General features: G+C 71.2%; 20 protein-coding genes. 15 read left to right on the top strand and 5 right to left on the bottom strand.

Translation table 11 applies throughout. The annotated features are described in order from the left end of the window. Positions 1 to 65 precede the first annotated feature (65 nt). From cysM to AC2H6A_RS06705, 3 genes are all read left to right on the top strand, one after another. Positions 66 to 983, top strand: coding sequence for a cysteine synthase CysM (cysM, locus tag AC2H6A_RS06715; RefSeq protein WP_484272379.1), 918 nt, complete (start codon positions 66 to 68; stop codon positions 981 to 983). Further along, positions 980 to 1882, top strand: a complete 903-nt coding sequence (locus AC2H6A_RS06710; protein ID WP_484272378.1) for a DMT family transporter — start codon at positions 980 to 982, stop codon at positions 1880 to 1882. The genes cysM and AC2H6A_RS06710 overlap by 4 nt, the downstream gene beginning before the upstream one ends. 66 nt (positions 1883 to 1948) lie before the next feature. Continuing rightward, entirely contained in the window at positions 1949 to 3754 is a 1806-nt protein-coding gene (locus AC2H6A_RS06705) for a flavin-containing monooxygenase (RefSeq protein ID WP_484272377.1), read from the top strand. Here AC2H6A_RS06705 and AC2H6A_RS06700 read toward each other — a convergent pair. After that, entirely contained in the window at positions 3661 to 5178 is a 1518-nt protein-coding gene (locus AC2H6A_RS06700) for an MATE family efflux transporter (protein ID WP_484272376.1), read from the bottom strand. The two genes, AC2H6A_RS06705 and AC2H6A_RS06700, sit on opposite strands and share 94 nt — an antisense overlap. 46 nt (positions 5179 to 5224) lie before the next feature. On the opposite strand from AC2H6A_RS06700, the gene AC2H6A_RS06695 reads away from it, so the two are divergent. Beyond that, positions 5225 to 5692, top strand: a complete 468-nt coding sequence (locus AC2H6A_RS06695) for a MarR family winged helix-turn-helix transcriptional regulator (RefSeq protein WP_484272375.1) — start codon at positions 5225 to 5227, stop codon at positions 5690 to 5692. Here AC2H6A_RS06695 and mltB read toward each other — a convergent pair. From mltB to AC2H6A_RS06675, 4 genes are all read right to left on the bottom strand, one after another. Further along, positions 5670 to 6584 carry a lytic murein transglycosylase B gene (gene mltB / locus AC2H6A_RS06690; RefSeq protein ID WP_484272374.1) on the bottom strand — a complete coding sequence of 305 codons (915 nt, stop codon included), beginning with the start codon at positions 6582 to 6584 and terminating at the stop codon, positions 5670 to 5672. The two genes, AC2H6A_RS06695 and mltB, sit on opposite strands and share 23 nt — an antisense overlap. A 449-nt stretch (positions 6585 to 7033) precedes the next feature. Next, positions 7034 to 9067 (bottom strand): transglutaminase TgpA family protein, encoded by a 2034-nt coding sequence (locus AC2H6A_RS06685; RefSeq protein WP_484272373.1) that lies wholly within the window; start codon positions 9065 to 9067, stop codon positions 7034 to 7036. Between the two features lie 12 nt (positions 9068 to 9079). Continuing rightward, positions 9080 to 10051 (bottom strand): DUF58 domain-containing protein, encoded by a 972-nt coding sequence (locus AC2H6A_RS06680; protein WP_484272372.1) that lies wholly within the window; start codon positions 10049 to 10051, stop codon positions 9080 to 9082. Further along, the gene (locus AC2H6A_RS06675; protein ID WP_484272371.1) at positions 10048 to 10971 is read right to left on the bottom strand and encodes an AAA family ATPase; all 924 of its coding nucleotides are present in this window, start codon (positions 10969 to 10971) and stop codon (positions 10048 to 10050) included. Before AC2H6A_RS06675 ends, AC2H6A_RS06680 begins: the two co-directional genes overlap by 4 nt. 202 nt (positions 10972 to 11173) lie before the next feature. On the opposite strand from AC2H6A_RS06675, the gene AC2H6A_RS06670 reads away from it, so the two are divergent. The 11 genes from AC2H6A_RS06670 to AC2H6A_RS06620 form a co-directional block, all read left to right on the top strand. Next, positions 11174 to 11971, top strand: coding sequence for an enoyl-CoA hydratase (locus tag AC2H6A_RS06670; protein WP_484272370.1), 798 nt, complete (start codon positions 11174 to 11176; stop codon positions 11969 to 11971). Positions 11972 to 11986: 15 nt separating this feature from the next. Beyond that, a complete protein-coding gene (gene hemH, locus AC2H6A_RS06665; RefSeq protein WP_484272369.1) occupies positions 11987 to 13099 on the top strand; it encodes a ferrochelatase in 1113 nt (370 codons plus the stop codon). 160 nt (positions 13100 to 13259) lie between these two features. After that, positions 13260 to 13781: a nucleotide exchange factor GrpE gene (gene grpE, locus AC2H6A_RS06660; RefSeq protein ID WP_484272368.1), complete on the top strand. Its 522-nt coding sequence runs from the start codon at positions 13260 to 13262 to the stop codon at positions 13779 to 13781. 83 nt (positions 13782 to 13864) lie between these two features. Continuing rightward, entirely contained in the window at positions 13865 to 15820 is a 1956-nt protein-coding gene (gene dnaK / locus AC2H6A_RS06655) for a molecular chaperone DnaK (RefSeq protein ID WP_484272367.1), read from the top strand. A 130-nt stretch (positions 15821 to 15950) separates the two neighbouring features. Further along, the gene (gene dnaJ, locus AC2H6A_RS06650) at positions 15951 to 17078 is read left to right on the top strand and encodes a molecular chaperone DnaJ (protein WP_484272366.1); all 1128 of its coding nucleotides are present in this window, start codon (positions 15951 to 15953) and stop codon (positions 17076 to 17078) included. Between the two features lie 7 nt (positions 17079 to 17085). Then, positions 17086 to 18447 carry an MBL fold metallo-hydrolase RNA specificity domain-containing protein gene (locus AC2H6A_RS06645; protein WP_484272365.1) on the top strand — a complete coding sequence of 454 codons (1362 nt, stop codon included), beginning with the start codon at positions 17086 to 17088 and terminating at the stop codon, positions 18445 to 18447. 124 nt (positions 18448 to 18571) lie between these two features. Next, the gene (locus AC2H6A_RS06640; protein WP_484272364.1) at positions 18572 to 20368 is read left to right on the top strand and encodes an NAD(P)H-dependent oxidoreductase subunit E; all 1797 of its coding nucleotides are present in this window, start codon (positions 18572 to 18574) and stop codon (positions 20366 to 20368) included. Next, positions 20365 to 23181, top strand: a complete 2817-nt coding sequence (gene fdhF, locus AC2H6A_RS06635) for a formate dehydrogenase subunit alpha (protein ID WP_484272363.1) — start codon at positions 20365 to 20367, stop codon at positions 23179 to 23181. The genes AC2H6A_RS06640 and fdhF overlap by 4 nt, the downstream gene beginning before the upstream one ends. A gap of 2 nt (positions 23182 to 23183) precedes the next feature. Then, entirely contained in the window at positions 23184 to 23681 is a 498-nt protein-coding gene (locus tag AC2H6A_RS06630) for a glutathione peroxidase (protein ID WP_484272362.1), read from the top strand. Beyond that, the gene (locus tag AC2H6A_RS06625; RefSeq protein WP_484272361.1) at positions 23678 to 24460 is read left to right on the top strand and encodes a 2-keto-4-pentenoate hydratase; all 783 of its coding nucleotides are present in this window, start codon (positions 23678 to 23680) and stop codon (positions 24458 to 24460) included. The genes AC2H6A_RS06630 and AC2H6A_RS06625 overlap by 4 nt, the downstream gene beginning before the upstream one ends. Positions 24461 to 24625: 165 nt before the next feature. Further along, positions 24626 to 25216 (top strand): aminotransferase class III-fold pyridoxal phosphate-dependent enzyme (locus tag AC2H6A_RS06620; protein WP_484272360.1); only part of this gene is annotated, 591 nt, incomplete at its 3' end.

Genomic DNA, 25216 nt, shown 5'->3' with positions numbered 1-25216 from the left:
GACCGTCGCGCTCGCCGCTCGCTGAGCCGCATCCGCTGCACCCATTGCCTGTCGAGTCCATCGCCATGACCACTGCCCGACCCGACTACCTCACCGTCGACGCCACCATCGGCCGCACGCCGCTGGTCAGACTTCAGCGCATTCCCGGGGCGGCCCAGGCCGCCCGCGGCAATGTGATCCTCGGCAAGATGGAAGGCAACAACCCGGCTGGCTCGGTCAAGGACCGTCCGGCGCTCGCGATGATCGTGCGGGCCGAGGCCCGCGGCGAGATCCGGCCCGGCGACACGCTGATCGAGGCCACCTCGGGCAACACCGGCATCGCGCTGGCGATGGCCGCCGCGATCCGCGGCTACCGGATGGTGCTGATCATGCCGGACAACCTGTCGGTCGAGCGGCGGGTGTCGATGAAGGCCTACGGCGCCGAGCTCATCCTGGTGACCAAGGCCGAAGGGATGGAGGGCGCGCGCGATCTGGCGATGCGGATGCAGGCCGAGGGCCGCGGCCGGGTGCTCGACCAGTTCGCCAACGACGACAACTGGGCCTCGCACTACGAGACCACCGGCCCCGAGATCTGGGAAGACACCCACGGCCAGGTCACGCACTTCGTGTCGGCCATGGGCACCACCGGCACCATCACCGGGGTGTCGCGCTATCTCAAGGAGCGCAATCCCGCGGTGCGGATCATCGGCGCCCAGCCCGCCGAGGGCTCCTCGATTCCCGGCATCCGGAAGTGGCCGCAGGAATACCTGCCGCGCATCTACCAGCATGCCATCGTGGACGAGGTGGCCTTCGTGTCGCAGGCCGATGCCGAGGCCATGGCCCGGCGGCTGGCGGCCGAGGAGGGCATCTTCTGCGGCATCTCGGCGGCGGGGGCGTGCTGCATCGCCCTGCGGCTGGCCGAGTCGGTCAGCGATGCCACCATCGTGTTCATCGTCTGCGATCGCGGCGACCGTTATCTGTCCACCGGCGTGTTTCCCGGGTGAGCCAGCCGCAGTCCCCGGCCAGCGGGTCCAACCACGCCACGCCTGCCGCGCATCCGGTGCGCGGCATCGCGCTGCTGATCTGCGCGGTGAGCTGCTTTGCGGTCATGGAGGCCGTGGTCAAGGGGCTGGCCACGCGCAATGCCGTGGGCGTGATCGTCTGGGCGCGCTACTTCTTCAACATGCTGCTGCTGCTGGTCTTCATGGGGCCGGGCCTGGGCATGGGACTGCTGCGAACCCACCGGCCGGGGCTGCAATGGCTGCGCGGCGCCATCCTGGGCGTGAGCTCGGTGTGCTTCTTCGCCGGTCTGCCCTTCCTGCCGCTGGCCGAGGCGGCCTCGCTCACTGCGATCGGCCCCATCCTGGTGGCGGTGCTGGCGGTGCGTCTGCTCGGCGAGCGTGCGCCGCCGGGCACCACCTGGGCACTGATGGCCAGCTTCACCGGCGTGCTGCTCATCGTGCGTCCGGGCGGAGCCGTCTTCACCTGGGCGGCGCTGCTGCCGCTGGGCAGTGCGCTGTGCTACGCCGCCTACCAGATTCTCACGCGGCGCCTGTCCACCATCGATGACGGCCGCGTCACCCAGTTCTATGGCGCCCTCGCGGCCACGCTGCTGCTGTCGTTGCCGCTGCCCTGGTTCTGGCAGATGCCGGAGCGTCCTTCCGACATCGCGCTGATGGTGGCCGTGGGTGCGCTCGGCGGCTTCGGGCACCTGCTGCTGGTCAAGGCCCTCAAGGTGGCGCCGGCCTCGCTGCTTGCGCCCTTCGCCTATGTGCACATCGTGATCTCGCTCGTTCTCGGGCTGCTGGTGTTCGGCGCCATGCCCGATGCGATCGCCCTCGGGGGCATGACGCTGATCGTGGGCACCGGGGTGGCGATGGCGCTGCGCCAGCGCCGGAACTAGCCGCCCGGTCGGGCCCGGCAAGTCTTGCTATCGTCGGTGCCCGACCTGCTGAACCGGAGACCGATGATGTCCGCCCCGTCCGCCCCGTCTGCCACCCACACCGCACGGCACTGGCTTGCCGGCCTCGATGAGGCGCTGGCGCGCGGCGATGCCGCCGCTGCCGCCGCGCTGTTCGGCCCGGAGTGCTGGTGGCGCGACATGGTGGCCTTCACCTGGAACATCTGCACGGTCGAAGGCCCGGCGGCCATCGCCGGCATGCTCGCGGCGGTGCTGCCCGGGGTGGCGCCGCGCGGCTGGCAGATCGAGGGTGAAGCCACCGAGCGCGATGGCCAGATCGAGGCCTGGCTGGTGTTCGAGACTGCCGCTGGCCGCGGCCGTGGCCATCTGCGCCTGCGTGAGGGGAAGGGATTCACCCTGCTCACCACGCTGGCCGAACTCCGCGGGTTCGAGGAGCCGCATGGCGAGACCCGTCCGCGCGGTGTCGAGCACGGCGTGCAGCGCGGCCGGCGCAGCTGGAGTGAACTCCGTCAGGCGCGGGCCGAGGCCCTGGGTGTCACCGAGCAGCCGCAGGTGCTGATCGTGGGCGGCGGCCAGGGCGGCATCGGGTTGGCGGCGCGCCTGAAGCGCCTGGGCGTAGCGGCGCTGGTCATCGACCGGCTGCCGCGGCCGGGTGATGCCTGGCGTTCGCGCTACCGCTCGCTGTGCCTGCACGACCCTGTCTGGTACGACCACCTTCCCTATCTCCCGTTCCCCGATCACTGGCCGGTGTTCACGCCCAAGGACAAGATGGGCGACTGGCTGGAGATGTACACCGGGGTGATGGAGCTCGACTACTGGGGCAGCACCGAGTGCCTGAGCGCCGTGCGCGACGAGGCCGCCGACGGCTGGCGGGTGGAGGTGCGGCGGGACGGCCGTCCGATGCTGTTGCGGCCACGCGAGCTGGTGCTGGCCACCGGGCTGTCCGGCATGCCGCGCCGGCCGGCGTTTCCCGGGGCCGAGCGCTTTGACGGCGTTCAGGTGCACTCCAGCGAATACCAGAGCGGCGAGGCCTGGCGCGGCCGGCGCTGCGTGGTGGTGGGCTCGAACAACTCCGCCCACGACATCTGCGCCGATCTCTGGGAGCACGGCGCCGAGGTCACGATGCTGCAGCGCTCTTCCACGCTGGTGGTGCGCTCCGAGACCCTCATGAACATCGGCTGGGGGCGGCTCTTCTCCGAGCAGGCGCTCAAGGCCGGCATCACCACCGAGCGCGCCGATCTCACCCTGGCCTCGATGCCGTTCCGGCTCATGGAGCGGCTGCAGAAGGCGGTCTACGAGCAGGTCGCGCGCATCGACGCACCGTTCTACGAGCGGTTGCGGGCGGCGGGTTTCCAGCTCGATTTCGGCGAGGACGGCACCGGCCTGTCGCTGAAGTACCTGCGCCGCGGCTCGGGCTACTACATCGATGTCGGCGCCTCCGAGCTCATCGCCAACGGCAGCGTGAAACTGCGCAGCCCGGTGAGCGTGGCCGAGATCGGCGAGCGCTCGGTGCGGCTCACCGATGGCAGCGAGCTACCGGCTGACCTGATCGTCTACGCCACGGGCTACGGTCCGATGAATGAATGGCTGTCGCGGCTCACCTCGCCGACCATGGCGCAGCAGGTGGGGCTGTGCTGGGGCATGGGCTCGGGCACCACGCTCGACCCGGGGCCCTGGGAGGGCGAGCTGCGCAACCTCTGGAAGCCCACGGCGCAGCGCGGCCTGTGGTTCCACGGCGGCAACCTGCAGCAGTCGCGGTTCTATTCGCTGCTGCTCGGCCTGCAGCTCAAGGCACGCCAGGAGGGGCTGGCCACGCCGGTGTGGGGGCAGCCACCGGTACACCACCCGGGCTGAGCCGCAGAGTCAGTTCCCGCCGGGCTTGCCCCAGCGGGTAAGCCGTATCGCCAGCGCGGTGGACAGGCCGTAGACCACCATGGCGATCGCCACCAGCATGAAGTAGTCGGCCGGTGCGGCGTCGTGCGCGGCCAGCCAGGCCCGGCGCCCGCCACCAGCACCAGCCGCAGCGTGGAGGTGAGCACCGGCCCCAGCACCTTGCCCGAGCCCTGGGAGGCGAAGTAGAGCGTCAGTCCCAGGCCGAAGAACGGGAAGGCGGGGCCGGCCAGCCGCAGGTACTCGCGGGCCGGGCCCAGGACGGCCGGGTCTGCGGTGAACAGCCCGGCCCAGAGATCGGGTGCGATGCACACCACCGCACCGATCACCCCGAGATTGAGCGCCGACACCCCGCCGGCGGTCCAGGCCACCCGTCGGGCCCGCGCCACCAACCCTGCGCCGATGGCCATGCCCACCATGGGCACCGAGGCCACACCCACCCCGAAGGAGATCGGGATCAGCAGGAACTCCAGGCGCTGGCCGATGCCATACCCGGCGAGCGGCTGCACGCCGAGCCGGGCCACCAGGCCGGTGAACACCAGCACCGCCAGCACCGACTGCAGCGGCGACAGGCAGGCCAGGGCGCCCACCTTGAGGATGTCGGCGAAGATCGGCCAGCGCGGCTGCATGCCCCGCAGGCTCAGGCGCAGTCGGCCGCGACCGGTGGCCAGATACCACCACAGCCAGGCCACTGCGGCGCCCGTGGCCAGGATGTGACCGAGCGCAACGCCGGTCATGCCCAGGCGCGGCACGGGCCCCAGGCCCAGACCGAGGGTGCCGCCAAGCACGATCTGCAGGCCGGCGCTGGCCAGCAGCACGATGGAAGGCGTGCGCATGTTGCCGGTGCCGCGCAGGATGGACGCGAGGCAGTTCATCAGCCAGACCAGCACTGCGCCGCTGAACAGCACCGCGGCATAGCCGATGGCCTGCGTCAGCACCGCGTCGCGCCCGCCGAGCAGCCGGTAGAGCGCCGGCCCGGCGGCAAGCATGAGCGCGGTGTAGACCAGCCCGGCCAGCAGTCCGATCAGGGCGGCATGCTGCGCAAGCACCGCGGCGCGCGCGGCGTCGCCGGCGCCCAGCGCCCGGCTGACCGCCGAGGACACGCCCCCGCCCATGGCGCCGGCCGACATCATCCCGGTGAGCATGGCAAAGGGGAACACCAGGGCCATGGCGGCGAGGGGCTCGGTGCCAAGCAGGCCGATGTAGTAGGTCTCGGCGATGCCGACCAGCACCGTCATGGCCATCGACAGCACGTTGGGCAGCGCAAGCCGCAGCAGGGTGGGCAGGATGGGGCCGCGCAGCAGCGGGTTCGGGGGGGGCGGCTGGCCCGCCGCGGTTGCGGCGGCAGGCGAACCGGCGGACGTGGTGACGGGTGGCTTGGGTTGCATATGCAACGATTGTATCTGCATCGGAAATGCCCGATACAATCCCGGCATGAAATCCGGCGTGTCAGATCGCGTGGACATTCCCTGCACCCATTTCAGGCTTCGCCAGCTGCTGCGCGCGGTGTCCCGGCTCTATGACGCCGAGATCGGCAAGGCCGGGCTCAGGGGCACGCAGTACTCGCTGCTCGCACACCTCGCGGTGCTCGCACCCGTGCAGCCGGCCGAGCTCGCGCGCCATCTCGGCATGGATGCCTCCACGCTGTCGCGCAACCTGCGTCCGCTGCTGGCGGCCGGTTGGGTCAGCCAGCTTCCCGGCGCCGACGCGCGCTCGCGCCAGTTGCAGCTCACGCCCGAGGGCGATGCCAAGCGCCGCGAGGCGCGCAGGCACTGGCGGCGCGCCCAGACGACGCTCGAGGAGCGTTATGGCGCCGCTCAGGTGCTGGCGCTGCACGGCCTGATCGACCAGGGCCTGCAGCGCCTGGCCGGGCCCGAATTCAGCGGGTCCGCGCGGTCCTGAGGGCTTCGGCCAGGTCGATCACCGCCATCGCATAGAAGTTCGAGCGGTTGTAGCGGGTGATCACATAGAAGTTGGGCGTGCCCAGCCAGTGCACCGGCGAGGCTTCCCCCTCGGGCAGGTCGATCAGCGCCAGCGGCATGTCCTCGGGGATCCGATCGGGGCTCGAGAGCCCGTGGTCGGCAAGTTGCCCTGGCTTGATCCGCGGCTCGATGCCGCCGGCGATCAGCGCCTGAGCCCGGGCCGGGTCGTCGATCTTCACGCGGAAGTGGGTGGGCTCGCCGCTGCGCCAGCCGTGTTCGGCCAGAAAGCGGGCCACGCTGCCGATGGCATCGGTGGGGCTCGCGCGAAGGTTGATCGCGGCGTCACCATCGAAGTCGACCGCGAAGCGCCGGATGCTGGCTGGCATGAACTGCGGAATGCCGATCGCACCGGCATAGGAGCCGCGCACGCTGAGCGGATCGATGCCGGCATCGCGGGTGTGGAGCAGGTACTCCGAGAGCTCTTCCCGGAAGTAGGCCGAGCGGCGTGGGTCCTGCAGAGCCAGGGTGGTCAGCGCGTCGATCACCCGGAACTCGCCCATCACCCGCCCGTAGATCGTCTCGACGCCGATGATCGCCACGATGATCTCGGCGGGCACTCCCCAGCGCTGGCTCGCCCGGGCGAGCGTGGCCTCGTGTTCCGTCCAGAACCGTGCGCCCTCGCGCAGCCGCACCGGCTCGATGAAGCGGGCCCGGTATGCGCTCCACGACCGGCGGAAACCCGGCGGTGGCGGCGCGATCAGCCGAAGCACCTCGGGTTGCAGTCGCACGCCCGAGAACAGGGTCTTGAGCGCCGGCTCCTCGAAGCGGTGGCGCTCGACCATCTCGGTGATGAAGGCCTGGAGCGCCGGCATGTCGGCGGGGCTGGCGCCCTGGGTCGTCGCGGCCAGAGCACTGCCGGTCGCGGCCGCCGTCGCGGCCGGCACCGCAGCGCGCTTCGCGGCGTTGGGGCGCGGGGGACGGGGCTTGGTGGTCGCGGAAGCGCCCGGTCGGTTGGCAGCCTGTCTGACGGCAGCCGGCCGGGAGGCGGTGGTCTTGTCTGCGGTGGCCCGTGCGTCGCCCGCCTTCGCATCGGTGACCCTCGCATCGCTGGCCATGGTCTGGGCAGTCTTCGCATCGGCAGCCCCCGCGGCAGGCGGCAGCCCCGCCAGCAGGCCGAGCATGGCGAGCGCGGCCAGAACCGCGCCGCGCCGACGCCGCGGGCGCGTGCCAACCGGGCGCGGCAAGGAGTCCCTGGCCGGCAGTGGGCGGGACAGGCCGCGGTGGCGGAGCTTGGCTTCGGCAGTCTTGGCGGCGGCTGGCATCAGGGTCGGAATGCGCGGATCAGGGTGCGCAAGTCTGCCATGTCGCGCGCGCTCGCCGCCTCGCCGCCGAATCGCAGCCGGTTGTAGAGCGCGACGATGCGCCGGGCCTGCGCCGCGCCCTCTGCGTCGAGCAGAGCACCCGCCCTCGCCAGCAACTGCAGCGGGGTCTCATGCCGGGCGCGCACCACGCCGATCTCGGCGAGCTGGGCGCAGAACTCGCCGTAGCACTGCTGCAGCGGGTCGCGCGGCCGTCGCGGGTGCAGGGTGATCAGCGCAACCACCCCGATCGCGAGCGCGAGCCCGAGGGCCATCAGCCCGACCAGGTCCTGCCAGTCGGCCAGCGCCAGCCCGATCGCGCCAAGCAGCTGGCGCTGGCGGACGCTGTCATAGGACAGCATCCACTGGCTCCAGGCATTGCCGATCGCATCGAGATTGAAGCGCGCCCGCTCAAGCAGGCCGACCTGCGCGCGCGGGCCACCGGCCTCGCGCAGCACCCGGCTGCCCTGCTCGATCCGCTCGGGAGCGATCGCGGCGGTGGGGTCGATGCGCACCCAGCCGCGCTCGGCCAGCCAGACCTCGGCCCAGGCATGGGCGTCGGCCTGGCGCACCGTCCAGGTCTCGTCGATCGGGTTGCGCTCGCCTCCCTGGTACCCCGTGACCACGCGGGCCGGGATGTCGAGGGCGCGCATCAGCACCGAGAACGCGCTCGCGTAGTGCTCGCAGAAGCCGGCGCGGGTCTGGAACAGGAAGTCGTCCGCGCTGTTGGGGCCCAGCTTTGGCGGATTCATGGTGTACCGGAAGGGCGCCTCGCGGAACATCGCCAGAGCGCGTTCCACCAGCCGGGCATCGTCGTTTTCCTCGTTACGCCAGCGCTGCGCCAGTTCGAGGGTGCGGGGATTGAATCCCGGCGGCAGCTCCAGCCAGGGCTGAAGGCTGAACCGGGTCTCGTTCAGGCCAAGGCGATAGTCGAGGCGCGACTCGAGCCGGTAGCGCACCCGTTCGTTGATCGGCTGGCGCGACACCAGCTGCAGGTCGGGGCGCAGCAGCGGTGCATCGAAGGAGAGATCGCTGGCGGCCACCGGCGCATCGAGCGCGAACAGCCAGGTGCGCTGGTGCGGCTCCAGCGTGATCCGGTAGCCCAGGGGAGGGCTGGCGCCATGGGTGAGGGTGGGCACGGTCTGGGCCGACAGGGGCATCTGCAGCTCGCGCCAGTTGAGACCGTCGAAGCTGCCGAACACCGGCCCGCGCCAGTAGAGCGACTTGGCAGACGGCGGTTTGCCCTCGAAGCTGACCCGAAAGGCGATCTCCTCGGAACTGCTCAGACTGGCGATGGCGCCGGGCTGCATCGACTCCGACAGGCCGGTGCGCGCGCTCATCTGGCTGTCGGGTGCCCCCCAGAGGGGGCCCTGGATGCGCGGGAACAGCGCGAACATCAGCGCGGCCAGCGGCAGGGCCTGCAGCAGCAGGGCGCCGGCGCTGCGGAATCGGCGCAGGACAGGCTGCTCGCGCACCCCGAACTGCATGGTGATCATGGCGGTAACCAGGGCGAGCACGGCCAGGCCGGCGCAGGCCGCGGTGAGCATCGACTGCGAATGGAAGAAGCTGGTGATCAGCAGGAAGAAGCACAGGAAGATCACCACGAAGAGGTCGCGCCGGGCGCGCATCTCCATGAGCTTCAGGCCCAGAAACAGCACCAGCAGCACCACGCCCGGCTCGCGTCCGAGCAGGGTGCGGTAGTGAGCCCAGACCGCGGTGGTGCAGGCGATCGCGGCCAGCCAGCGCACCGAGTCGCGCGGCAGCCAGCGTCCGGAAAAGATCAGGCCGAGGCGCCACACGAAGAGCATGCCGAAGCCGACCGACACCCACCAGGGAAGATGGAACAGGCCGGGCAGCACGGCCAGGGCCACCGCGCTCATCAGGAACAGGGTGTCGCGCCGGTCCCGTTCCCACTGGTCGCCGAGTTGGCCGCCGAGCGCGCGCATGGAGTGGCGCAGCGCGAGCGGTGCCAGTTCGGGGATGGACGCGCGGGCCATGACGCCTGTCGCTCAGACCCGTGCCAGCGCGAGCGCCTCGAGGCAGCGCTCGCGGTGTTGCGGACCCTGGCCGGGCTCGATCACCAGGCCGGGCAGGTGCAGACCCCAGCGCAGGCCGGCGGCGTCAGCCTCGATCACCCAGGCGGTCAGTCGAGAGAGCCTCGACTCGGCCGGGAGGCCGTTGGGCAGGCTGTGCCAGTCGAGGAGCAGCTCGCCGCCTTCGGCGCCGTCGAACTGCTTGACCAGGAGCTCGTCGGAGCCGCTGCGGGCGACCGCCTTCCAGGCAATGCGCCGTGGCGAATCGCCGGCCGACCAGGCGCGCAGCGCGGCGAGATCCTCCTCGCCGGCGCGGCCCCCCGTGCCTTCGCCGCCGAGGGTCTGGCTCGCAGGCAGTGCCGGCGGCGCGGCCTCGGGTGCGGGATAGACGAGCACGAAGCCGGCTGGCTGCCACCAGGCCCAGGCCCGCCACAGGCCCAGCGGAAAGCGGGAGGAGATCCGGATCGGGGGCAGGGGATGCCGGCCGCGCGCGTCAGCCGTCCAGACCAGGGCGGTGGGCTGCTCCCCGCCGGCGGGCACATCGATCGGCACCGGCTCGTGAGCGCCGGTCGGGCGCAGGGAGAGTGCGAATCGGTCATGGCCCCGGCCCTCGACCACCGTGGCATGCAGCTCGGCGGCGCTGCCGGCGAACACCGGCTCGAGCCGGCCGCTGCGCAGCTCCAGAGCCGACAGGTTCCGGAAGGTCTGCAGCATGCCCACGATGGCCACGGCGCCGAGCAGGAAGGTGAGCAGGAACCCCAGAGAGAGCGCGTAGTTGATCGAGGCGATCAGCATCGTCAGGAGCACCAGCGCATAGAGCAGTCCGGCGCGGGTGGGCAGCACATAGACATTGCGCTGGGCGAGCCGCAGCGGCCCGGCATGCGGCCCCCGCCGCCCGGGCAGGCGCAGCGAGATCCGGTCGATCCAGCTGGCGGCAGCCTGGCTCAAGGAACCGACACGCCCTTGACGATGCCCGCGACCAGCTCGGCGCGGGCCCGGTGCGAACCGGCGCTGCCCTTGGCGGGCCGCAGGCGGTGACCCGCCACGGCGCCGAGCACCGCCTGCACGTCATCGGGCAGCACATGGTTGCGGCCATCGAGCAGCGCCCAGGCGCGCGCGGCCTGGGCCAGACCCAGCCCGGCGCGCGGGCTGAGGCCCTCGGCCAGCAGCGGCGAGCGTCGGCTGAAGGTGAGCAGGTTCTGCAGGTAGTCGAGAATGGCCGGGCTGCAGCGCACCTCCCGAACCCGCTGCTGCAGCTCGACCAGTTCCGCCGGCTGCAGGCAGGGCTGCAGGCCGGCGACCATCTCGCGCCGGTCGATACCCTCGAGCAGCGCGCGCTCGGCCCTGGGGTCGGGGTACCCGAGCTCGATGCACATCAGGAAGCGGTCGAGCTGGGACTCCGGCAGGGCGAAGGTGCCAACCTGGTCGGAGGGGTTCTGGGTGGCGATCACGAAGAAGGGCTCGGGCAGCCGCCGCGGCTTGCCGTCGACCGAGACCTGCCGCTCCTCCATGGCCTCGAGCAGCGCACTCTGGGTCTTGGGCGAGGCACGGTTGATCTCGTCGGCCAGCAGCACCTGCGAAAACACCGGCCCGGGATGGAACACGAAGCTGGCGGTGTCGCGATCGAACACCGTGGTGCCGGTGATGTCGGCCGGCAACAGGTCGTTGGTGAACTGGGTGCGGCTGAACTCGAGACCCAGCGAGATGGACAGCGCATGGGCCAGCGTGGTCTTGCCGACACCGGGCAGGTCTTCGATCAGCAGGTGGCCGCGGGCAAGCAGGCAGGCCAGCGCGAGGCGGATCTGCGGCTGCTTGCCGACCACCACGCGGCCAACCTGGGAGGCGGCGGCCTGGATCTTCTGGAGCATGGCGACCTGGGAGATGGGGAGTCGACGGCAGTGTAAACCTCGACCCTGCGCCGGCTCCCGGCAGGGGCTTGTGCCGCCGACGGCCGGTGGCCGCAGTGCCTTGACCGGCAATGCCGCGTCATCACCGGTCGCACTGCGTCATTCTTGGGCGGGCGCGGCAATCGGGTTAGCATGGCGGGCTGCGCATTTCCGGAGTGCCGACATGGCCGCCGTCCCCCAAGAGCTCACCGAGCCGCTGGTGCTCGTCGCCACCCAGGGCGGGGCGGTCACGCTCACCCTGAACCGACCGGCGCAGTTCAACCCGCTCAGCGCCGCCATGATGGCGGCCTTGCGCGGTGAGCTCGAGCGCATCGCGGCCGATGCCTCGGTGCGCGTGGTGATCATCGCGGCCGCCGGCAAGGCCTTCTGCGCCGGCCACGATCTGCGCGAGATGCGCGCCGAGCCCTCGCTGCCGTTCTACCAGGCGCTGTTTGCCGACTGCACCCGGCTGATGACCACCCTCCAGGGCATGCCGCAGCCGGTCATCGCCCGGGTCCACGGCATGGCCACGGCCGCCGGCTGCCAGCTGGTGGCCATGTGCGACCTCGCCGTGGCCGCGGCCGAGGCGCGCTTCGCGGTGTCCGGGGTCAATCTCGGGCTCTTCTGCGCCACACCTTCAGTGGCGCTCAGCCGCAATCTCTCCCGCAAGGCGGCCTTCGAGATGCTGGTCACCGGCGAGTTCATCGATGCCGAGCAGGCCCGCGAGCGCGGGCTGGTCAACCGGGTGGTGCCTGCCGACCGCCTCGATGCCGAGGTGCGCGCCCTGGCCGATGCCATCATCGCCAAGCCGGCGGTGGCCATTGCGGCGGGCAAGGGGCTGTTCTACCGCCAGCTCGAGATGGGCATCGACGCTGCCTACCAGCTCGCCGGCCAGACCATGGCCTGCAACATGATGGCGCCCGACACCCTGGAAGGGGTGCAGGCCTTCATCGACAAGCGTCCGCCCGCCTGGCGGCGCTGAGGTGCTGTCGCGTCCATGAGCCGATTCACCGCCGCCGCCGGGTTCCGGCACGACCAGCCCGAGACCACCGGCGTGCTGCTGGTCCAGCTCGGCACGCCACAGGCGCCCGAGGCCGGCGCGGTGCGCCGCTATCTCGCCGAGTTTCTCGCCGATCCGCGGGTGATCGAGATCCCGCGTGCGGTCTGGATGCCGATCCTGCACGGCATCATCCTGCGTACCCGGCCCGCCCGTTCGGCCGAGAAGTACGCCAGCATCTGGACCGATGAAGGCTCACCGCTCGCGGTGCACAGCCGTCGTCAGGCCGCGCTGCTGGGCGGCTACCTCGGCGAGGCCGGCCATCGCGTCTCGGTGGCGCTGGCCATGCGCTACGGCGAGCCCTCGGTGGGCTCGGTCCTGCGCGAGCTGCGCGAGCGCAATCTCACCCGACTGCTGGTGCTGCCGCTGTACCCGCAGTACGCCGGCTCCAGCGTCGGCACGGCGCTCGACGCGGTCATGCGCGAGATCGCCGGGTGGCGCAACCCGCCCGAGCTGCGCACCATCAAGCACTTCCATGATGATCCCGGCTACATCGCCGCGCTGGCCGACCGGGTGCGGGCCCACTGGCGCAGCGAGGGTCAGCCGGGCCAGCTGCTCATGAGCTTCCACGGGGTGCCCGAGAGCACCCTGCTGCAGGGCGACCCCTACCATTGCGAGTGTCTGGTCACCGCCCGACTGCTCGCCGAGGCGCTCGAGCTGCCGCGCGAGCGCTGGCGGGTGAGTTTCCAGAGCCGCCTCGGGCGGGCCCGCTGGCTGCAGCCTTACACCGAGGCCACGCTGCGCGAGCTGGGCCGGCAGGGCACCGAGCGCCTGGATGTGCTGTGCCCCGGCTTCGTGGCCGACTGTCTCGAGACCCTCGAGGAGATCGCGATCGAGGGCAAGGCCACCTACGAGGAGGCCGGCGGGCGGGGGTTTTCGTACATCCCCTGCCTGAACGACAGCCCCGCCTTCATCCACGGCCTCACCGGTCTGGTCGGGCGCCACCTGCAGGGCTGGCCCACCGCCCGGCCCGACGCCGCGACGCAGGCCTGCCTCGATGCCCGGCTCGCCCAGCGGCTCGAGCGGGCCCGCGCGGCGGGCGCGGCGCGCTGATCCGCGGCGCCCTGCGGGCGTCGCGACCCGCACGGGGCGGGGGCTTGAAATCCCGCCAAACGCCCCCATGTCCTCGCGTCAGCCGGTGACTGCCGGCGCAAGTCCCTGAAATCATTGCTCAAAGGAGACGCGGATGGCCGATCCGCAGACTGACCACCCGATGCCTTCCGGAACCGATCAGGATCCCGGCGCCACCGGCGAACCCGCCCAGGGCATCGATCTCGCCGCGGAGCTGGCCACGGCCCAGCGCAAGGCCGACGAGTTCTACGACCAGTTCGTGCGGGCGCAGGCCGAGATGCAGAACATCCGCCGGCGCGCCCAGGAAGACATCGCCAAGGCGCACAAGTTCGCGATCGAGGGCTTCGCCGAGAGCCTGCTGCCGGTGCGCGACAGCCTCGAGATGGCCCTGACGGTGGCTGCTCCCTCGGTGGACAGCCTGCGCGAGGGGGTGTCGGCCACCCTTCGGCAGCTGGCCAGCGCCTTCGAGAAGAACCGCGTGCTCGAGATCAATCCGGTGGGCGAGAAGTTCGACCCCAACCGGCACCAGGCGATCTCCACCGTGCCCGCGGCCGGCACCCAGCCGCCGGTGGCGCCCAACCATGTGGTGACGGTGCTGCAGAAGGGCTACCTGATCAACGAGCGGGTGCTGCGGCCCGCGATGGTGGTGGTCGCCCAGGGCTGAGTCGATCGCCCCGACTTGAATTCCGGCCGCGCAGGCACATCTAGGCATCCAACGGACAACCGCATTTCCCAAGGACACACGACATGGCAAAGATCATCGGCATCGACCTGGGCACCACCAACTCCTGCGTCGCGATCATGGAGGGCGGCCAGCCCAAGGTGATCGAGAACTCCGAGGGCGCCCGCACCACCCCGTCCATCATCGCCTACATGGAAGACGGCGAGATCCTGGTCGGTGCGCCGGCCAAGCGGCAGGCGGTGACCAACCCGCGCAACACCCTGTATGCGGTCAAGCGTCTGATCGGCCGCAAGTTCGAGGAGAAGGAAGTCCAGAAGGACATCAATCTCATGCCCTACGGCATCGTCAAGGCCGACAACGGCGATGCCTGGGTGGGCGTGCGTGACCGCAAGCTGGCCCCGCCGCAGGTCTCGGCCGAGGTGCTGCGCAAGATGAAGAAGACCGCCGAGGACTACCTCGGCGAGGAAATCACCGAGGCGGTGATCACGGTGCCGGCCTACTTCAACGACAGCCAGCGTCAGGCCACCAAGGACGCCGGGCGCATCGCCGGCCTGGATGTCAAGCGCATCATCAACGAGCCTACCGCCGCGGCGCTGGCCTTCGGCCTGGACAAGGCCGCCGGCAAGGACCGCAAGATCGCGGTCTATGACCTCGGTGGCGGCACGTTTGATGTCTCGATCATCGAGATTGCCGATGTCGACGGCGAAAAGCAGTTCGAGGTGCTCTCCACCAACGGTGACACCTTCCTGGGCGGCGAGGACTTCGACCAGCGGATCATCGATCACGTGATCGCCGAGTTCAAGAAGGAGCAGGGCGTCGACCTCGCCAAGGATGTGCTCGCGCTGCAGCGCCTGAAGGAGGCCGCCGAGAAGGCCAAGATCGAGCTCTCGTCCAGCCAGGCCACCGACCTGAACCTGCCCTACATCACCGCCGACGCCTCCGGGCCGAAGCACCTGAACATGAAGCTCACCCGCGCCAAGCTCGAGGCGCTGGTCGACGACCTGATCGCGCGCACCGTCGAGCCCTGCCGCCTGGCCATGAAGGACGCCGGCGTGAAGGCCTCCGACATCGACGATGTCATCCTGGTGGGCGGCATGACCCGCATGCCCAAGGTGCAGGACGCGGTCAAGGAGTTCTTCGGCAAGGAGCCGCGCAAGGATGTCAACCCCGACGAGGCGGTGGCGGTGGGCGCGGCCGTGCAGGGTTCGGTGCTCTCCGGTGAGCGCAAGGATGTGCTCCTGCTCGACGTCACCCCGCTGTCGCTGGGCATCGAGACCCTCGGCGGCGTCATGACCGCCATGATCAAGCGCAACACCACCATCCCGACCAAGCACTCGCAGGTGTTTTCCACCGCCGAGGACAACCAGCCGGCGGTGACCATCAAGGTCTTCCAGGGCGAGCGCGAGCTTGCCGCGGGCAACAAGCTGCTTGGTGAGTTCAACCTCGAGGGCATCCCGCCCTCGCCGCGTGGCATGCCGCAGATCGAGGTTGCCTTCGATATCGATGCCAACGGCATCCTGCATGTCTCGGCCCGCGACAAGGCCAGCGGCAAGGAGAACAAGATCACCATCAAGGCGAACTCGGGTCTGTCCGAGGGCGAGATCCAGAAGATGGTGAAGGACGCCGAGGTCAACGCTGCCGAGGACCACAAGCGGGTCGAGCTCGCCAACGCCCGCAACCAGGCCGAGGCCATGGCCCATTCGGTGAAGAAGTCGCTCACCGAGTACGGCGAGCAGATCGGCGCCGAGGACAAGGGCCGCATCGACGATGCGATCAAGGCCCTCGAGGAGTCGGTCAAGGGCGAGGACAAGGCCGAGATCGAGTCGCGTACCGCCGCGCTGGCCACCGCCGCGCAGAAGATCGGCGAACTCATGGCCGCGAAGATGCAGGCGGAACAGGGCGCAGCCGGCGCCGCTGGTGCGGCCGGGGGGCCGGGCGCCGCGGCGAGCGGGCCCGAGGCGCGCAAGCCGGCCGATGATGATGTGGTCGACGCCGACTTCAAGGAAGTCAAGCGCGGCTGAGGCGCACGGCCACCCGACAGCGGACCGCTGACCACCGTCGTGGTCAGCGGTCCTTGTCGCTTCAGGCGCATGAGGGTCGATCGAAGCCGACCCAGGACGGATCGCCCCCACGGGGCACGGGAACAGACGAATGGCCAAGCGTGATTACTACGAGGTGCTGGGGGTAGCGAAGACCGCGAGCGAGGACGAGCTCAAGAAGTCCTATCGCAAGCTCGCGATGAAGCACCACCCCGACCGCAATCCCGACGACAAGAGCGCCGAGGACAAGTTCAAGGAGGTCAAGGAGGCCTACGAGGTGCTCTCCGATGCCCGCAAGCGCGAGGCCTACGACCGCTTCGGCCATGCCGGCGTCGATCCCTCGGCCGGTGGCGGCGGCGGGCCCGGCGGGCAGGGCGGGTTCTCCGATGTCTTCGGCGACATCTTCGGTGACATCTTCGGCCAGGGCCGCGGCCGCGGCGGTGGCGGCGGCGGCGCCAATGTCTACCGCGGCGCCGATCTGCGCTACGGCATGGAGATCACCCTCGAGCAGGCCGCGGCCGGCTTCGCCTCCGAGATCCGGGTGCCAAGCTGGGAATCCTGCGAGGTCTGCGCCGGCAGCGGCGCCAAGCCCGGCACCAAGCCCAAGGTCTGCGGCACCTGCAGCGGCCAGGGCACGGTGCGCATGCAGCAGGGCTTCTTCTCCATCCAGCAGACCTGCCCCACCTGCCACGGGCGCGGCAAGGTGATCGCCGATCCCTGCACGGCCTGCGACGGCGCCGGTCGGCTGAAGAAGTCGCGCACGCTGGAAGTGAAGATCCCGGCCGGCATCGACGACGGCATGCGCATCCGCATCTCGGGTAATGGCGAGCCCGGTGTCAACGGCGGGCCGCCCGGCGATCTGTATGTCGAGATCAAGGTCAAGGAGCATTCGGTCTTCCAGCGCGAGGGCGACGACCTGCACTGCGAGATCCCGATCTCCTTCGTGACCGCGGCGCTCGGCGGCAAGATCCAGGTGCCCACGCTGCACGGCCGTGCCGAGATCGAGCTGCCCGAAGGCACCCAGTCGGGCAAGACCTTCCGGCTGCGCGGCAAGGGCATCAAGGGTTACCACTCCAGCTATCCCGGCGACCTCTACGCCCATGTCTCCCTCGAGACGCCGGTGCGGCTCAATGACCGCCAGAAGAAGCTGCTGCGCGAGTTCGAGACCACGCTCCAGGATCCCAAGCACAGTCCGCAGTCCAAGGGCTGGATGGACAAGGTCAAGGACTTCTTCCAGTAGCGCCGGCATGAAACTCACCTTCGCCGGCGCGGCGGGCACGGTCACCGGTTCGCGCTACCTGCTGCAGGGCGGTGGACGCACCGTGCTGGTCGATTGCGGCCTGTTCCAGGGCTACAAGCAGCTTCGCCTGCGCAACCGTCTGCCCTTGCCGGTGGCCGCGCGCCGCATCGACGCAGTGATCGTCAGTCATGCCCACCTCGACCACAGCGGCTGGCTGCCGGCGCTGGTGCGCGACGGGTTCCGGGGGCCGATCTACGCCTCGCCGGCCACCCGCGACCTGTGCGAGATCCTGCTCAGGGACAGCGCGCACCTGCAGGAAGAGGAGGCGAAGTACGCCAACCGTCATGGCTACAGCCGCCATGCGCCGGCCGAACCGCTCTACACCGTCGACGACGCGCTCAAGGCCATCGCGCGCTTTCGCGAGCTGCCCTTCGGCGCGCCGCTCGATCTCGGCGAGGGTCTGCATGTCAGCCTCGAACCGGCCGGGCACCTGCTCGGCGCGGCCTCGGTGCGGCTGCGACGCGGCGAGCGCTCGCTGCTGCACTCCGGCGACCTGGGTCGTCCCAATGACCCGATCATGCGCGCGCCGGCGCGCTTCGACGGAGCCGACTGGCTGCTGCTCGAATCCACCTATGGCAATCGCACCCATCCCGTCGACGAGGCCGAAGCCACGCTCGCCCGGATCATCCGTGAAACCGCCGGTGCCGGCGGCACGGTGCTGATCCCCTCGTTCGCGGTCGGTCGCGCCCAGACGGTGATGCTCGCGCTGTCGCGTCTGAAGGCCCGCGGCGAGATCCCCGATCTCCCGGTCTTCCTCGACTCGCCCATGGCGATCGATGCCACCGCGCTCTATCGCCGCTACCGCACGCTGCATCGCCTGAGCGTGGCCGAGTGCCGGGCCATGTGCTCGGTGGCCCGGCTGGTGAACACCCCCGACCAGTCGCGCGCGCTGGCAGGCCTGAGCATGCCCTCGGTGATCATTGCCGCCAGCGGCATGGCCACCGGCGGCCGGGTGCTGCATCACCTGAAGGCGCTGGCGCCCGATCCGCGCAACCGCATCGTCTTCGTCGGCTACCAGGCCGGCGGCACGCGCGGTGCCCATCTCGTGGCGGGCGCCCGCGAGGTGCGCATCCATGGCGAGTGGCATCCGGTGCGCGCGCGGGTGGAGAACATCGATGCCTGGTCGGCACATGCCGACGCCGACGAGCTGCTGGCCTGGCTGGCCACCGCGCGACGGGCGCCGCGTCAGGTCTATCTCGTGCACGGCGAGCCCGATGCCACCGACACCCTGCGCCAGCGCATCGAGGAGCGGCTCGGCTGGCCGGTGGCGGTGCCCGAGCACCTCGCCTCGGTGGAGCTCGATCTCTGAACCGGCTTTCCCGGGCCGATGGCCGGCCTGATCCGGCGTGTCGCCATGCGGCAGCGATCCTGCCCGATCCGGTCCTGCGCGTGGCCGCAGCGCCGCAGCCCGCGCCTCGGGTAGAGTCGTGGCCATGCAGGCGATCCATTTCCGTCGGCCGCCGGGCCGACCCAAGGGCGCGGTCATCGACCCCGCGGCGCGCGAACAGATCCGGGTCATGCTCGCCGGCGAGACGCCGCAGCGTGACCGCCTGATCGAGTACCTGCACCGGCTCCAGGACACCCAGGGCTGCCTGCCGGCACCGCTGCTGCTGGCGCTGGCCGAGGCGCTGCGTCTGGCGCCTGCCGAGGTCCATGAGGTGGCAAGCTTCTATCACCACTTCGATGTGCTCGCCGAGGGCGAGGCGCCGCCCCCCTCGCTCACGGTACGGGTCTGCGATTCGCTGTCCTGCCGACTCGCCGGAGCTGCGGCGCTGGCCGAGGAGCTGGCCGCCACGCTCGGGCCCTCGGTGCGCCTTCAGCGGGTGCCCTGTGTGGGCCGCTGTGATGCCGCGCCGGCGGCCGTGGTCGGACAGCATCCGGTGGCACCGGCCAGTGCGCCGGCAGTGCTGGCGCAGACCGGTCTGGCACTGGCCGACCCTGCCGGCGGGCGCTGCCCCCTGCCGGCCGCACCGGGCTATCGCGAGGCGCTCGCGCAGGGCCGCTACCAGCCACTGGTGGCGCTGCACTCGGGCGAGCTCAGTCCCGCCGCCGTCTTCGCCCGCCTCACCGAGGCCGGCCTGCGCGGCCTGGGCGGCGCAGGCTTTCCCACCGGGCGCAAGTGGCAGATCGTGGCCGGCCAGCCCGGGCCGCGCCTGCTGGTGGTCAACGCCGACGAGGGCGAGCCCGGCACCTTCAAGGACCGGCATTTCCTCGAGACCGATCCCCATGCGCTGATCGCCGGGATGCTGATCGCGGCCCGTGCGGTGCAGGCACAGGCCTGCTACCTGTACCTGCGCGACGAATACCCCGGGCTGCGCGCGCTGCTCGAGCGCGAGCTTGCGCTGCTGCGCGCCGATCCGCCGGTGCCCGCCGAGCACTTGCCGGAAGTGCACCTGCGTCGCGGCGCCGGGGCCTACATCTGCGGCGAGGAGAGCGCGCTCATCGAGTCGATCGAGGGCCGTCGGGGCGCGCCGCGGCTGCGCCCACCCTATGTGGCCGAAGTCGGCCTCTTCGGCCGACCCACCCTGGTCAACAATGTCGAGACCCTGGTCTGGGCGCAGCGCATCCTGCAGCACGGGCCGCCGGTCTTCGCCGGGCAGGGCCGCCGTGGCCGTGTCGGGTTGCGCGCCTTCTCGGTCTCGGGCCGGGTGCAGCGGCCTGGGGTGCACATCGCCCCGGCCGGCATCAGCCTGCGCGAGCTCATCGACGAGCACTGCGGCGGCATGGCGCCGGGCCATCGCCTGCATGCCTGGCTGCCGGGAGGGGCATCGGGCGGCATCCTGCCCGCCGACATGGCCGATCTGCCGCTCGACTTCGACACGCTTCAGCCGCATGGCTGCTTCATCGGATCGGCCGCGGTGGTGGTGCTCTCGCAGGCCGACCGCGCCCGTGACGCGGCCAGCGCCATGATGGGCTTCTTCCGCGACGAGTCCTGCGGCCAGTGCACGCCCTGCCGGGTCGGCACCGCCAAGGCTGCCGTGCTGATGGCCGAGCCGCGCTGGGATGGCCCGCTGCTGCGCGAGCTCGCCCGCACCATGGCCGATGCCTCGATCTGCGGCCTGGGGCAGGCCGCGCCCAACCTGCTGCTCGGTGTGCTGGATCGCTTTGCCGACGAGGTGATCGGGCCGGTGCCGCCCGGTGCGGGCGGGGCCGGTGATGCGCCATCCCCGGCGGGCACGGCATCCCCGGCATCCCCGGCATCCCCGGCATCCCCGGGAGACCGGTCATGAGCGCGGTCCTCGCGCCGGCCGCGGCGCCGATCGTCTTCGAGCTCGACGGCCGCACGGTTTCGGCGCAGCCGGGCGAATCCATCCTGCAGGCCGCCGAACGCGCGGGTGTGAGCATCCCGCGCCTGTGTCACCGCGACGGCCTGCGGCCCGATGGCAACTGCCGGGCCTGTGTCGTCGAGATCGCCGGAGAGCGCGTGCTCGCGCCGTCCTGCTGTCGCGCGCCGACCCCCGGCATGCGGGTCGATGCCGCCAGCGAGCGCGCGCGTGCGGCGCAACGCATGGTGATCGAACTGCTGCTGGCCGATGCCGAGGTGGGCGCGGCCTCGCCCGACTCCGAACTGCGCCGCTGGGCCCGCGAACTGCAGGCCCGCCCGGGTCGCTTCGCGCCGCGCGCGCAGCCGCAGGCCGATCGCTCGCATCCCACGATCGCGGTCAGCCTCGATGCCTGCATCCAGTGCGGCCGCTGCGTGCGCGCCTGCCGCGAGGTCCAGGGCAATGATGTGATCGGCTATGCCGGCCGCGGCGAGCAGGCCCGCATCGTGTTCGACGCCGACCTCGCCCTGGGCGCGTCCAGCTGCGTGGGCTGCGGGGAGTGCGTGCAGGCCTGCCCCACCGGCGCGCTCGCGCCTCGCCTGCCTCTGGGCGGCGAGCAGGCGGGCGAACCGGCCTGGCCGCAGGCCGACGACACCGCGGTGGACTCCCTGTGCCCGTTCTGCGGCGTGGGCTGCCAGGTCACCTACCGGGTGGCCGGCAATCGCATCCGGCGGGTCGAGGGCCGCGACGGGCCGGCCAATCATGGCCGGCTGTGCGTGAAGGGCCGCTTCGGCTTCGACTATGTCCACAGCCCGCAGCGGCTCACCGTGCCGCTGGTGCGCCGCGCGGGCCGCCCCAAGCGCCTGCCCGAGCGCGGCGTGCCGGCCGACTGGCGCGATGACTTCCGGCCCGCCAGCTGGGACGAGGCGCTGGCGCTTGCCGGCGGCGGCCTGGCCCGGTTGCGCGATGCCCATGGCCCCTCGGCGCTGGCCGGATTCGGCTCGGCCAAGGGCAGCAACGAGGAGGCCTATCTTTTCCAGAAGCTGGTGCGCACCGGCTTCGGCACCAACAATGTCGACCACTGCACGCGGCTGTGTCATGCCTCCTCGGTGGCGGCCCTCCTCGAGGGTGTGGGTTCGGGCGCGGTCTCCAATCCGGTGAGCGATGCGCTGCTGGCCGAGTGCATCCTGGTGATCGGCGCCAATCCCACCGTCAATCATCCGGTGGCCGCCACCTTCATCAAGAATGCGGTGCATCGCGGCGCCACGCTGATCGTGGCCGACCCGCGCCGCACCGAGCTCTCCCGCCTGGCCACCCATGCGCTGCAGTTCCGGCCCGACAGCGATGTCGCGCTGCTCAATGCGCTGCTGCAGGTGATCATCGCCGAGGGCCTGGTCGACCAGACTTTCGTGCGCGAGCGCACCCGTCACTTCGAGGAACTCGCCGCCGCGGTGTCGCACTGCACGCCCGAGGCCATGGCGCCGATCTGTGGCATCGCGCCCGAGACCCTGCGCGCGGTGGCGCGGCGCTACGCCCGCAGCCGCGCCTCGATGATCTTCTGGGGCATGGGCATCTCCCAGCATGTGCACGGCACCGACAATGTCCGCTGCCTGATCGCGCTGGCCATGGTCACCGGCCAGATCGGTCGCCCCGGCACCGGTCTGCATCCGCTGCGCGGCCAGAACAATGTCCAGGGCGCCTCCGATGCCGGACTGATCCCGATGATGCTGCCCGACTATCACCGGGTCGACGATGACAGCCATCGGGCCCGCCTGGAGCGGCTGTGGGGCGCGCCCATCGACCCGCGGCCCGGCCTCACCGTGGTCGAGATCCTGCACGCCGCGATCGCGGGCCAGGTGCGCGGCATGTACATCATGGGCGAGAACCCGGCGATGTCCGACCCCGACCTCGCCCATGCGCGGCAGGCGCTCGCCGCGCTCGACTGGCTGGTGGTGCAGGACATCTTCCCCACCGAGACCGCGATGCTGGCCGATGTCATCCTGCCGGCCTCGGCCTTCGCCGAGAAGGACGGCAGCTTCACCAACACCGACCGCATGGTGCAGCTCGGCCGCGCGGCGCTCAGCCCGCCTGGCGAGGCGCGGCGCGATCTCTGGATCATCCAGCGCATGGCCGCCGAGCTCGGCCTGCCCTGGCGCTACCGCGATGTCGGCGAGGTCTTCGAGGAGATGCGCCAGGCCATGGACTCGATCCGCGGCATCTCCTGGGCGCGTCTGCAGCGCGAGGGCTCGGTCACCTATCCCTGCCCCGACGAGACCGATCCCGGCCATCCGGTGGTGTTCGCCGATCGCTTCCCCACGGCCGATGGCCGCGCCCGGCTGGTGCCCGCGCAACCCGGCCTGGCTGACGAGCAGCCCGACGCGGCCTATCCCTTCGTGCTGATCACCGGCCGTCTGCTCGAGCACTGGCACACCGGCGCGATGACCCGGCGCGCCGGGGTGCTGCAGGCGATCGAGCCCACCGCCACCGCCGCGCTGCATCCGTCGGAACTTGCCCGACTGGGCGTGGCCGCCGGCGCCGGCTTGCGCCTGAGTTCGCGTCGCGGCAGCATCCTGCTCACCGCCAGGGCCGATGAGGGCGTGGCCGCAGGCACGGTCTTCCTGCCCTTTGCCTACACCGAGGCCGCGGCCAACCTGCTCACCAACCCGGCGCTCGATCCGCACGGCAAGATCCCCGAGTTCAAGTACTGCGCGGTCCGGGTCGAGCCGGCCGACGCGCCCGTACCCCAAGGCGTCTTCGGCGCCGCTCCAGAAAGCACCTGACCATGCCCACACTCGGCGATTTCGAGGCTCGCGGCCTCGATGGCAAACCCGTCAAGCTCTCCCGTTACGCCGGCAAGGTGGTGCTGGCCGTGAATACCGCCAGCCGCTGCGGCTTCACCCCGCAGTACGCCGGACTGCAGGCCCTGCACGAGCGCTACCGTGACCAGGGTCTGGTGGTGCTCGGCTTTCCCTGCAACCAGTTCGGCGCGCAGGAGCCGGGCGACGCCGCCGAGATCGGCAGCTTCTGCGAGCGCAACTTCGGGGTCGACTTTCCGCTCTTCGCGAAGGTCGATGTCAACGGCGATCAGGCCCATCCGCTCTGGCAGTGGCTCACCGCCCAGGCGCCGGGTCTGCTCGGCTCCCAGGCGGTGAAGTGGAACTTCACCAAGTTCCTCGTCGCCCGCGACGGCAGCACGGTCACCCGCCACGCCCCGCAGGTCGAGCCGGCTGCGCTTGCCGCCGAGATCGAGTCGCTGCTCGGAAAGCCGGGGGCGCCATGAGCGCGGCGCGCGAGGCCGCCCGCCACCTGCTGCCGCTGTGGCAGGGCGGGGGCGCCACCGATGCCCTGCCGCAGGCCTGCCGGCCCGCCGATCGGGCGGCGGCCTACCTGGCACAGGCCGAGCTTGCCGCGCTGACCGGCCAGCCGGTGGTGGGCTGGAAGATTGCCGCCACCAGCCAGGCCGGCCAGCAGCACATCGGGGTCGATGGCCCGCTGGCGGGCCGGCTGCTCGCCGACCGCCTGCGCGAGCCGGGCGCAGCGGTGGCCATCGGCACGAGCCGCATGGCGGTGGTCGAGGCCGAGTTCGCCTTCCGCATGGGCCGGGCGCTTGCGCCCCGCTCGCAGCCCTGGTCCCAGGACGAGGTCATGGTCGCGGTGGCCGATCTGCACCCGGCCATCGAGATCCCCGACTCGCGCTACCACGACTTCGCCCGGGTGGGCGCACCCCAGCTGATCGCCGACTTCGCCTGCGCCTGCTGGCTGGTGGTCGGACCGGCCATGGCGCCGGGCTGGCGCGAGGTCAACCTTGCCGCGCATCCGGTGCAGGTCTGGCGCGGTGGCGAGGTCGCGGCCCGCGGGCAGGGCGCCAATGTGCTGGGCGATCCGCGCCTCGCGCTCACCTGGATCGCCAACGAGCTCTCCCGGCACGGGCCGGGGCTGAAGGCGGGCGACCTGGTCACCACCGGCACCTGCATCGTGCCGCTGCCGGTCGCGCCCGGCGACCGGGTCCGGGCCGACTACGGCCCGCTCGGGTCGCTCGACGCCGCGCTCATCGCCTGATCAGGGCGGCGCTGCCCGTCTCGCGCATCCCTGGGCGTGCATCGGGCCGTTATCGCGGCCGCTGACACGCGCCCGCGTCAACGAGCGTTTAGACTGGCGCCGACCCGCCGGGGCCGCTGGCCGCCCGGGCGGACGGTTCAACCCTTCAGCACGGACACACGGGCAATGACGACCAATGCAGCGGAATTCGAGCGCGCCAAGCGCGTGCTGGTGGGCGGTGTCAATTCGGCGGTGCGCGCCTTCCGCGCGGTGGGCGGCACGCCGCGTTTCATCGATCGCGCCGAGGGCGCCTACCTCTGGGATGTCGAGGGCCGCCGCTACATCGACTATCTCGGCTCCTGGGGGCCGATGATCGCCGGCCAGTCGCATCCGCGCGTGGTGGCAGCCGTGCAGCAGGCGGCCACCCGCGGCCTGTCCTTCGGCGCGCCCAACACCCTCGAGAGCGATCTCGCCGAGCGGCTGTGCGCGCTGTTCCCGCATGTCGAGAAGGTGCGCTTCACCAGCTCGGGCACCGAGGCGGCCATGTCGGCCATCCGGCTGGCACGCGGCTACACCGGCCGCAGCAAGATCCTCAAGTTCGAAGGCTGCTACCACGGCACGGCCGACAGCCTGCTCGTGAAGGCTGGCTCGGGTGCGCTGGCTTTCGGCACGCCGAGCTCGGCAGGCGTGCCGCCCGATCTCGCCCGTCACACCCTGGTCGCCCAGTTCAACGACCTGGCCAGCGTGCAGGCGCTCTTCGAGCAGCACCCCGAGGAC

The organism is Quisquiliibacterium sp., assembly GCF_982640115.1.
The sequence above is the reverse complement of the archived record's forward strand: the minus strand, read 5'-3'. Positions and strand labels throughout refer to the sequence as shown.

Excerpts from the sequence above, each read along its gene's own strand:
- cysM (WP_484272379.1), top strand. The coding sequence starts at position 66 with ATGACCACTGCCCGACCCGACTACCTCACCGTCGACGCCACCATCGGC.
- AC2H6A_RS06705 (WP_484272377.1), top strand. The coding sequence starts at position 1,949 with ATGTCCGCCCCGTCCGCCCCGTCTGCCACCCACACCGCACGGCACTGG.
- AC2H6A_RS06700 (WP_484272376.1), bottom strand. The coding sequence starts at position 5,178 with ATGCAACCCAAGCCACCCGTCACCACGTCCGCCGGTTCGCCTGCCGCC.
- AC2H6A_RS06695 (WP_484272375.1), top strand. The coding sequence starts at position 5,225 with ATGAAATCCGGCGTGTCAGATCGCGTGGACATTCCCTGCACCCATTTC.
- mltB (WP_484272374.1), bottom strand. The coding sequence starts at position 6,584 with ATGCCGGCGCTCCAGGCCTTCATCACCGAGATGGTCGAGCGCCACCGC.
- AC2H6A_RS06685 (WP_484272373.1), bottom strand. The coding sequence starts at position 9,067 with ATGGCCCGCGCGTCCATCCCCGAACTGGCACCGCTCGCGCTGCGCCAC.
- AC2H6A_RS06675 (WP_484272371.1), bottom strand. The coding sequence starts at position 10,971 with ATGCTCCAGAAGATCCAGGCCGCCGCCTCCCAGGTTGGCCGCGTGGTG.
- AC2H6A_RS06670 (WP_484272370.1), top strand. The coding sequence starts at position 11,174 with ATGGCCGCCGTCCCCCAAGAGCTCACCGAGCCGCTGGTGCTCGTCGCC.
- hemH (WP_484272369.1), top strand. The coding sequence starts at position 11,987 with ATGAGCCGATTCACCGCCGCCGCCGGGTTCCGGCACGACCAGCCCGAG.
- grpE (WP_484272368.1), top strand. The coding sequence starts at position 13,260 with ATGCCTTCCGGAACCGATCAGGATCCCGGCGCCACCGGCGAACCCGCC.
- dnaK (WP_484272367.1), top strand. The coding sequence starts at position 13,865 with ATGGCAAAGATCATCGGCATCGACCTGGGCACCACCAACTCCTGCGTC.
- dnaJ (WP_484272366.1), top strand. The coding sequence starts at position 15,951 with ATGGCCAAGCGTGATTACTACGAGGTGCTGGGGGTAGCGAAGACCGCG.
- AC2H6A_RS06645 (WP_484272365.1), top strand. The coding sequence starts at position 17,086 with ATGAAACTCACCTTCGCCGGCGCGGCGGGCACGGTCACCGGTTCGCGC.
- AC2H6A_RS06640 (WP_484272364.1), top strand. The coding sequence starts at position 18,572 with ATGCAGGCGATCCATTTCCGTCGGCCGCCGGGCCGACCCAAGGGCGCG.
- fdhF (WP_484272363.1), top strand. The coding sequence starts at position 20,365 with ATGAGCGCGGTCCTCGCGCCGGCCGCGGCGCCGATCGTCTTCGAGCTC.
- AC2H6A_RS06630 (WP_484272362.1), top strand. The coding sequence starts at position 23,184 with ATGCCCACACTCGGCGATTTCGAGGCTCGCGGCCTCGATGGCAAACCC.
- AC2H6A_RS06625 (WP_484272361.1), top strand. The coding sequence starts at position 23,678 with ATGAGCGCGGCGCGCGAGGCCGCCCGCCACCTGCTGCCGCTGTGGCAG.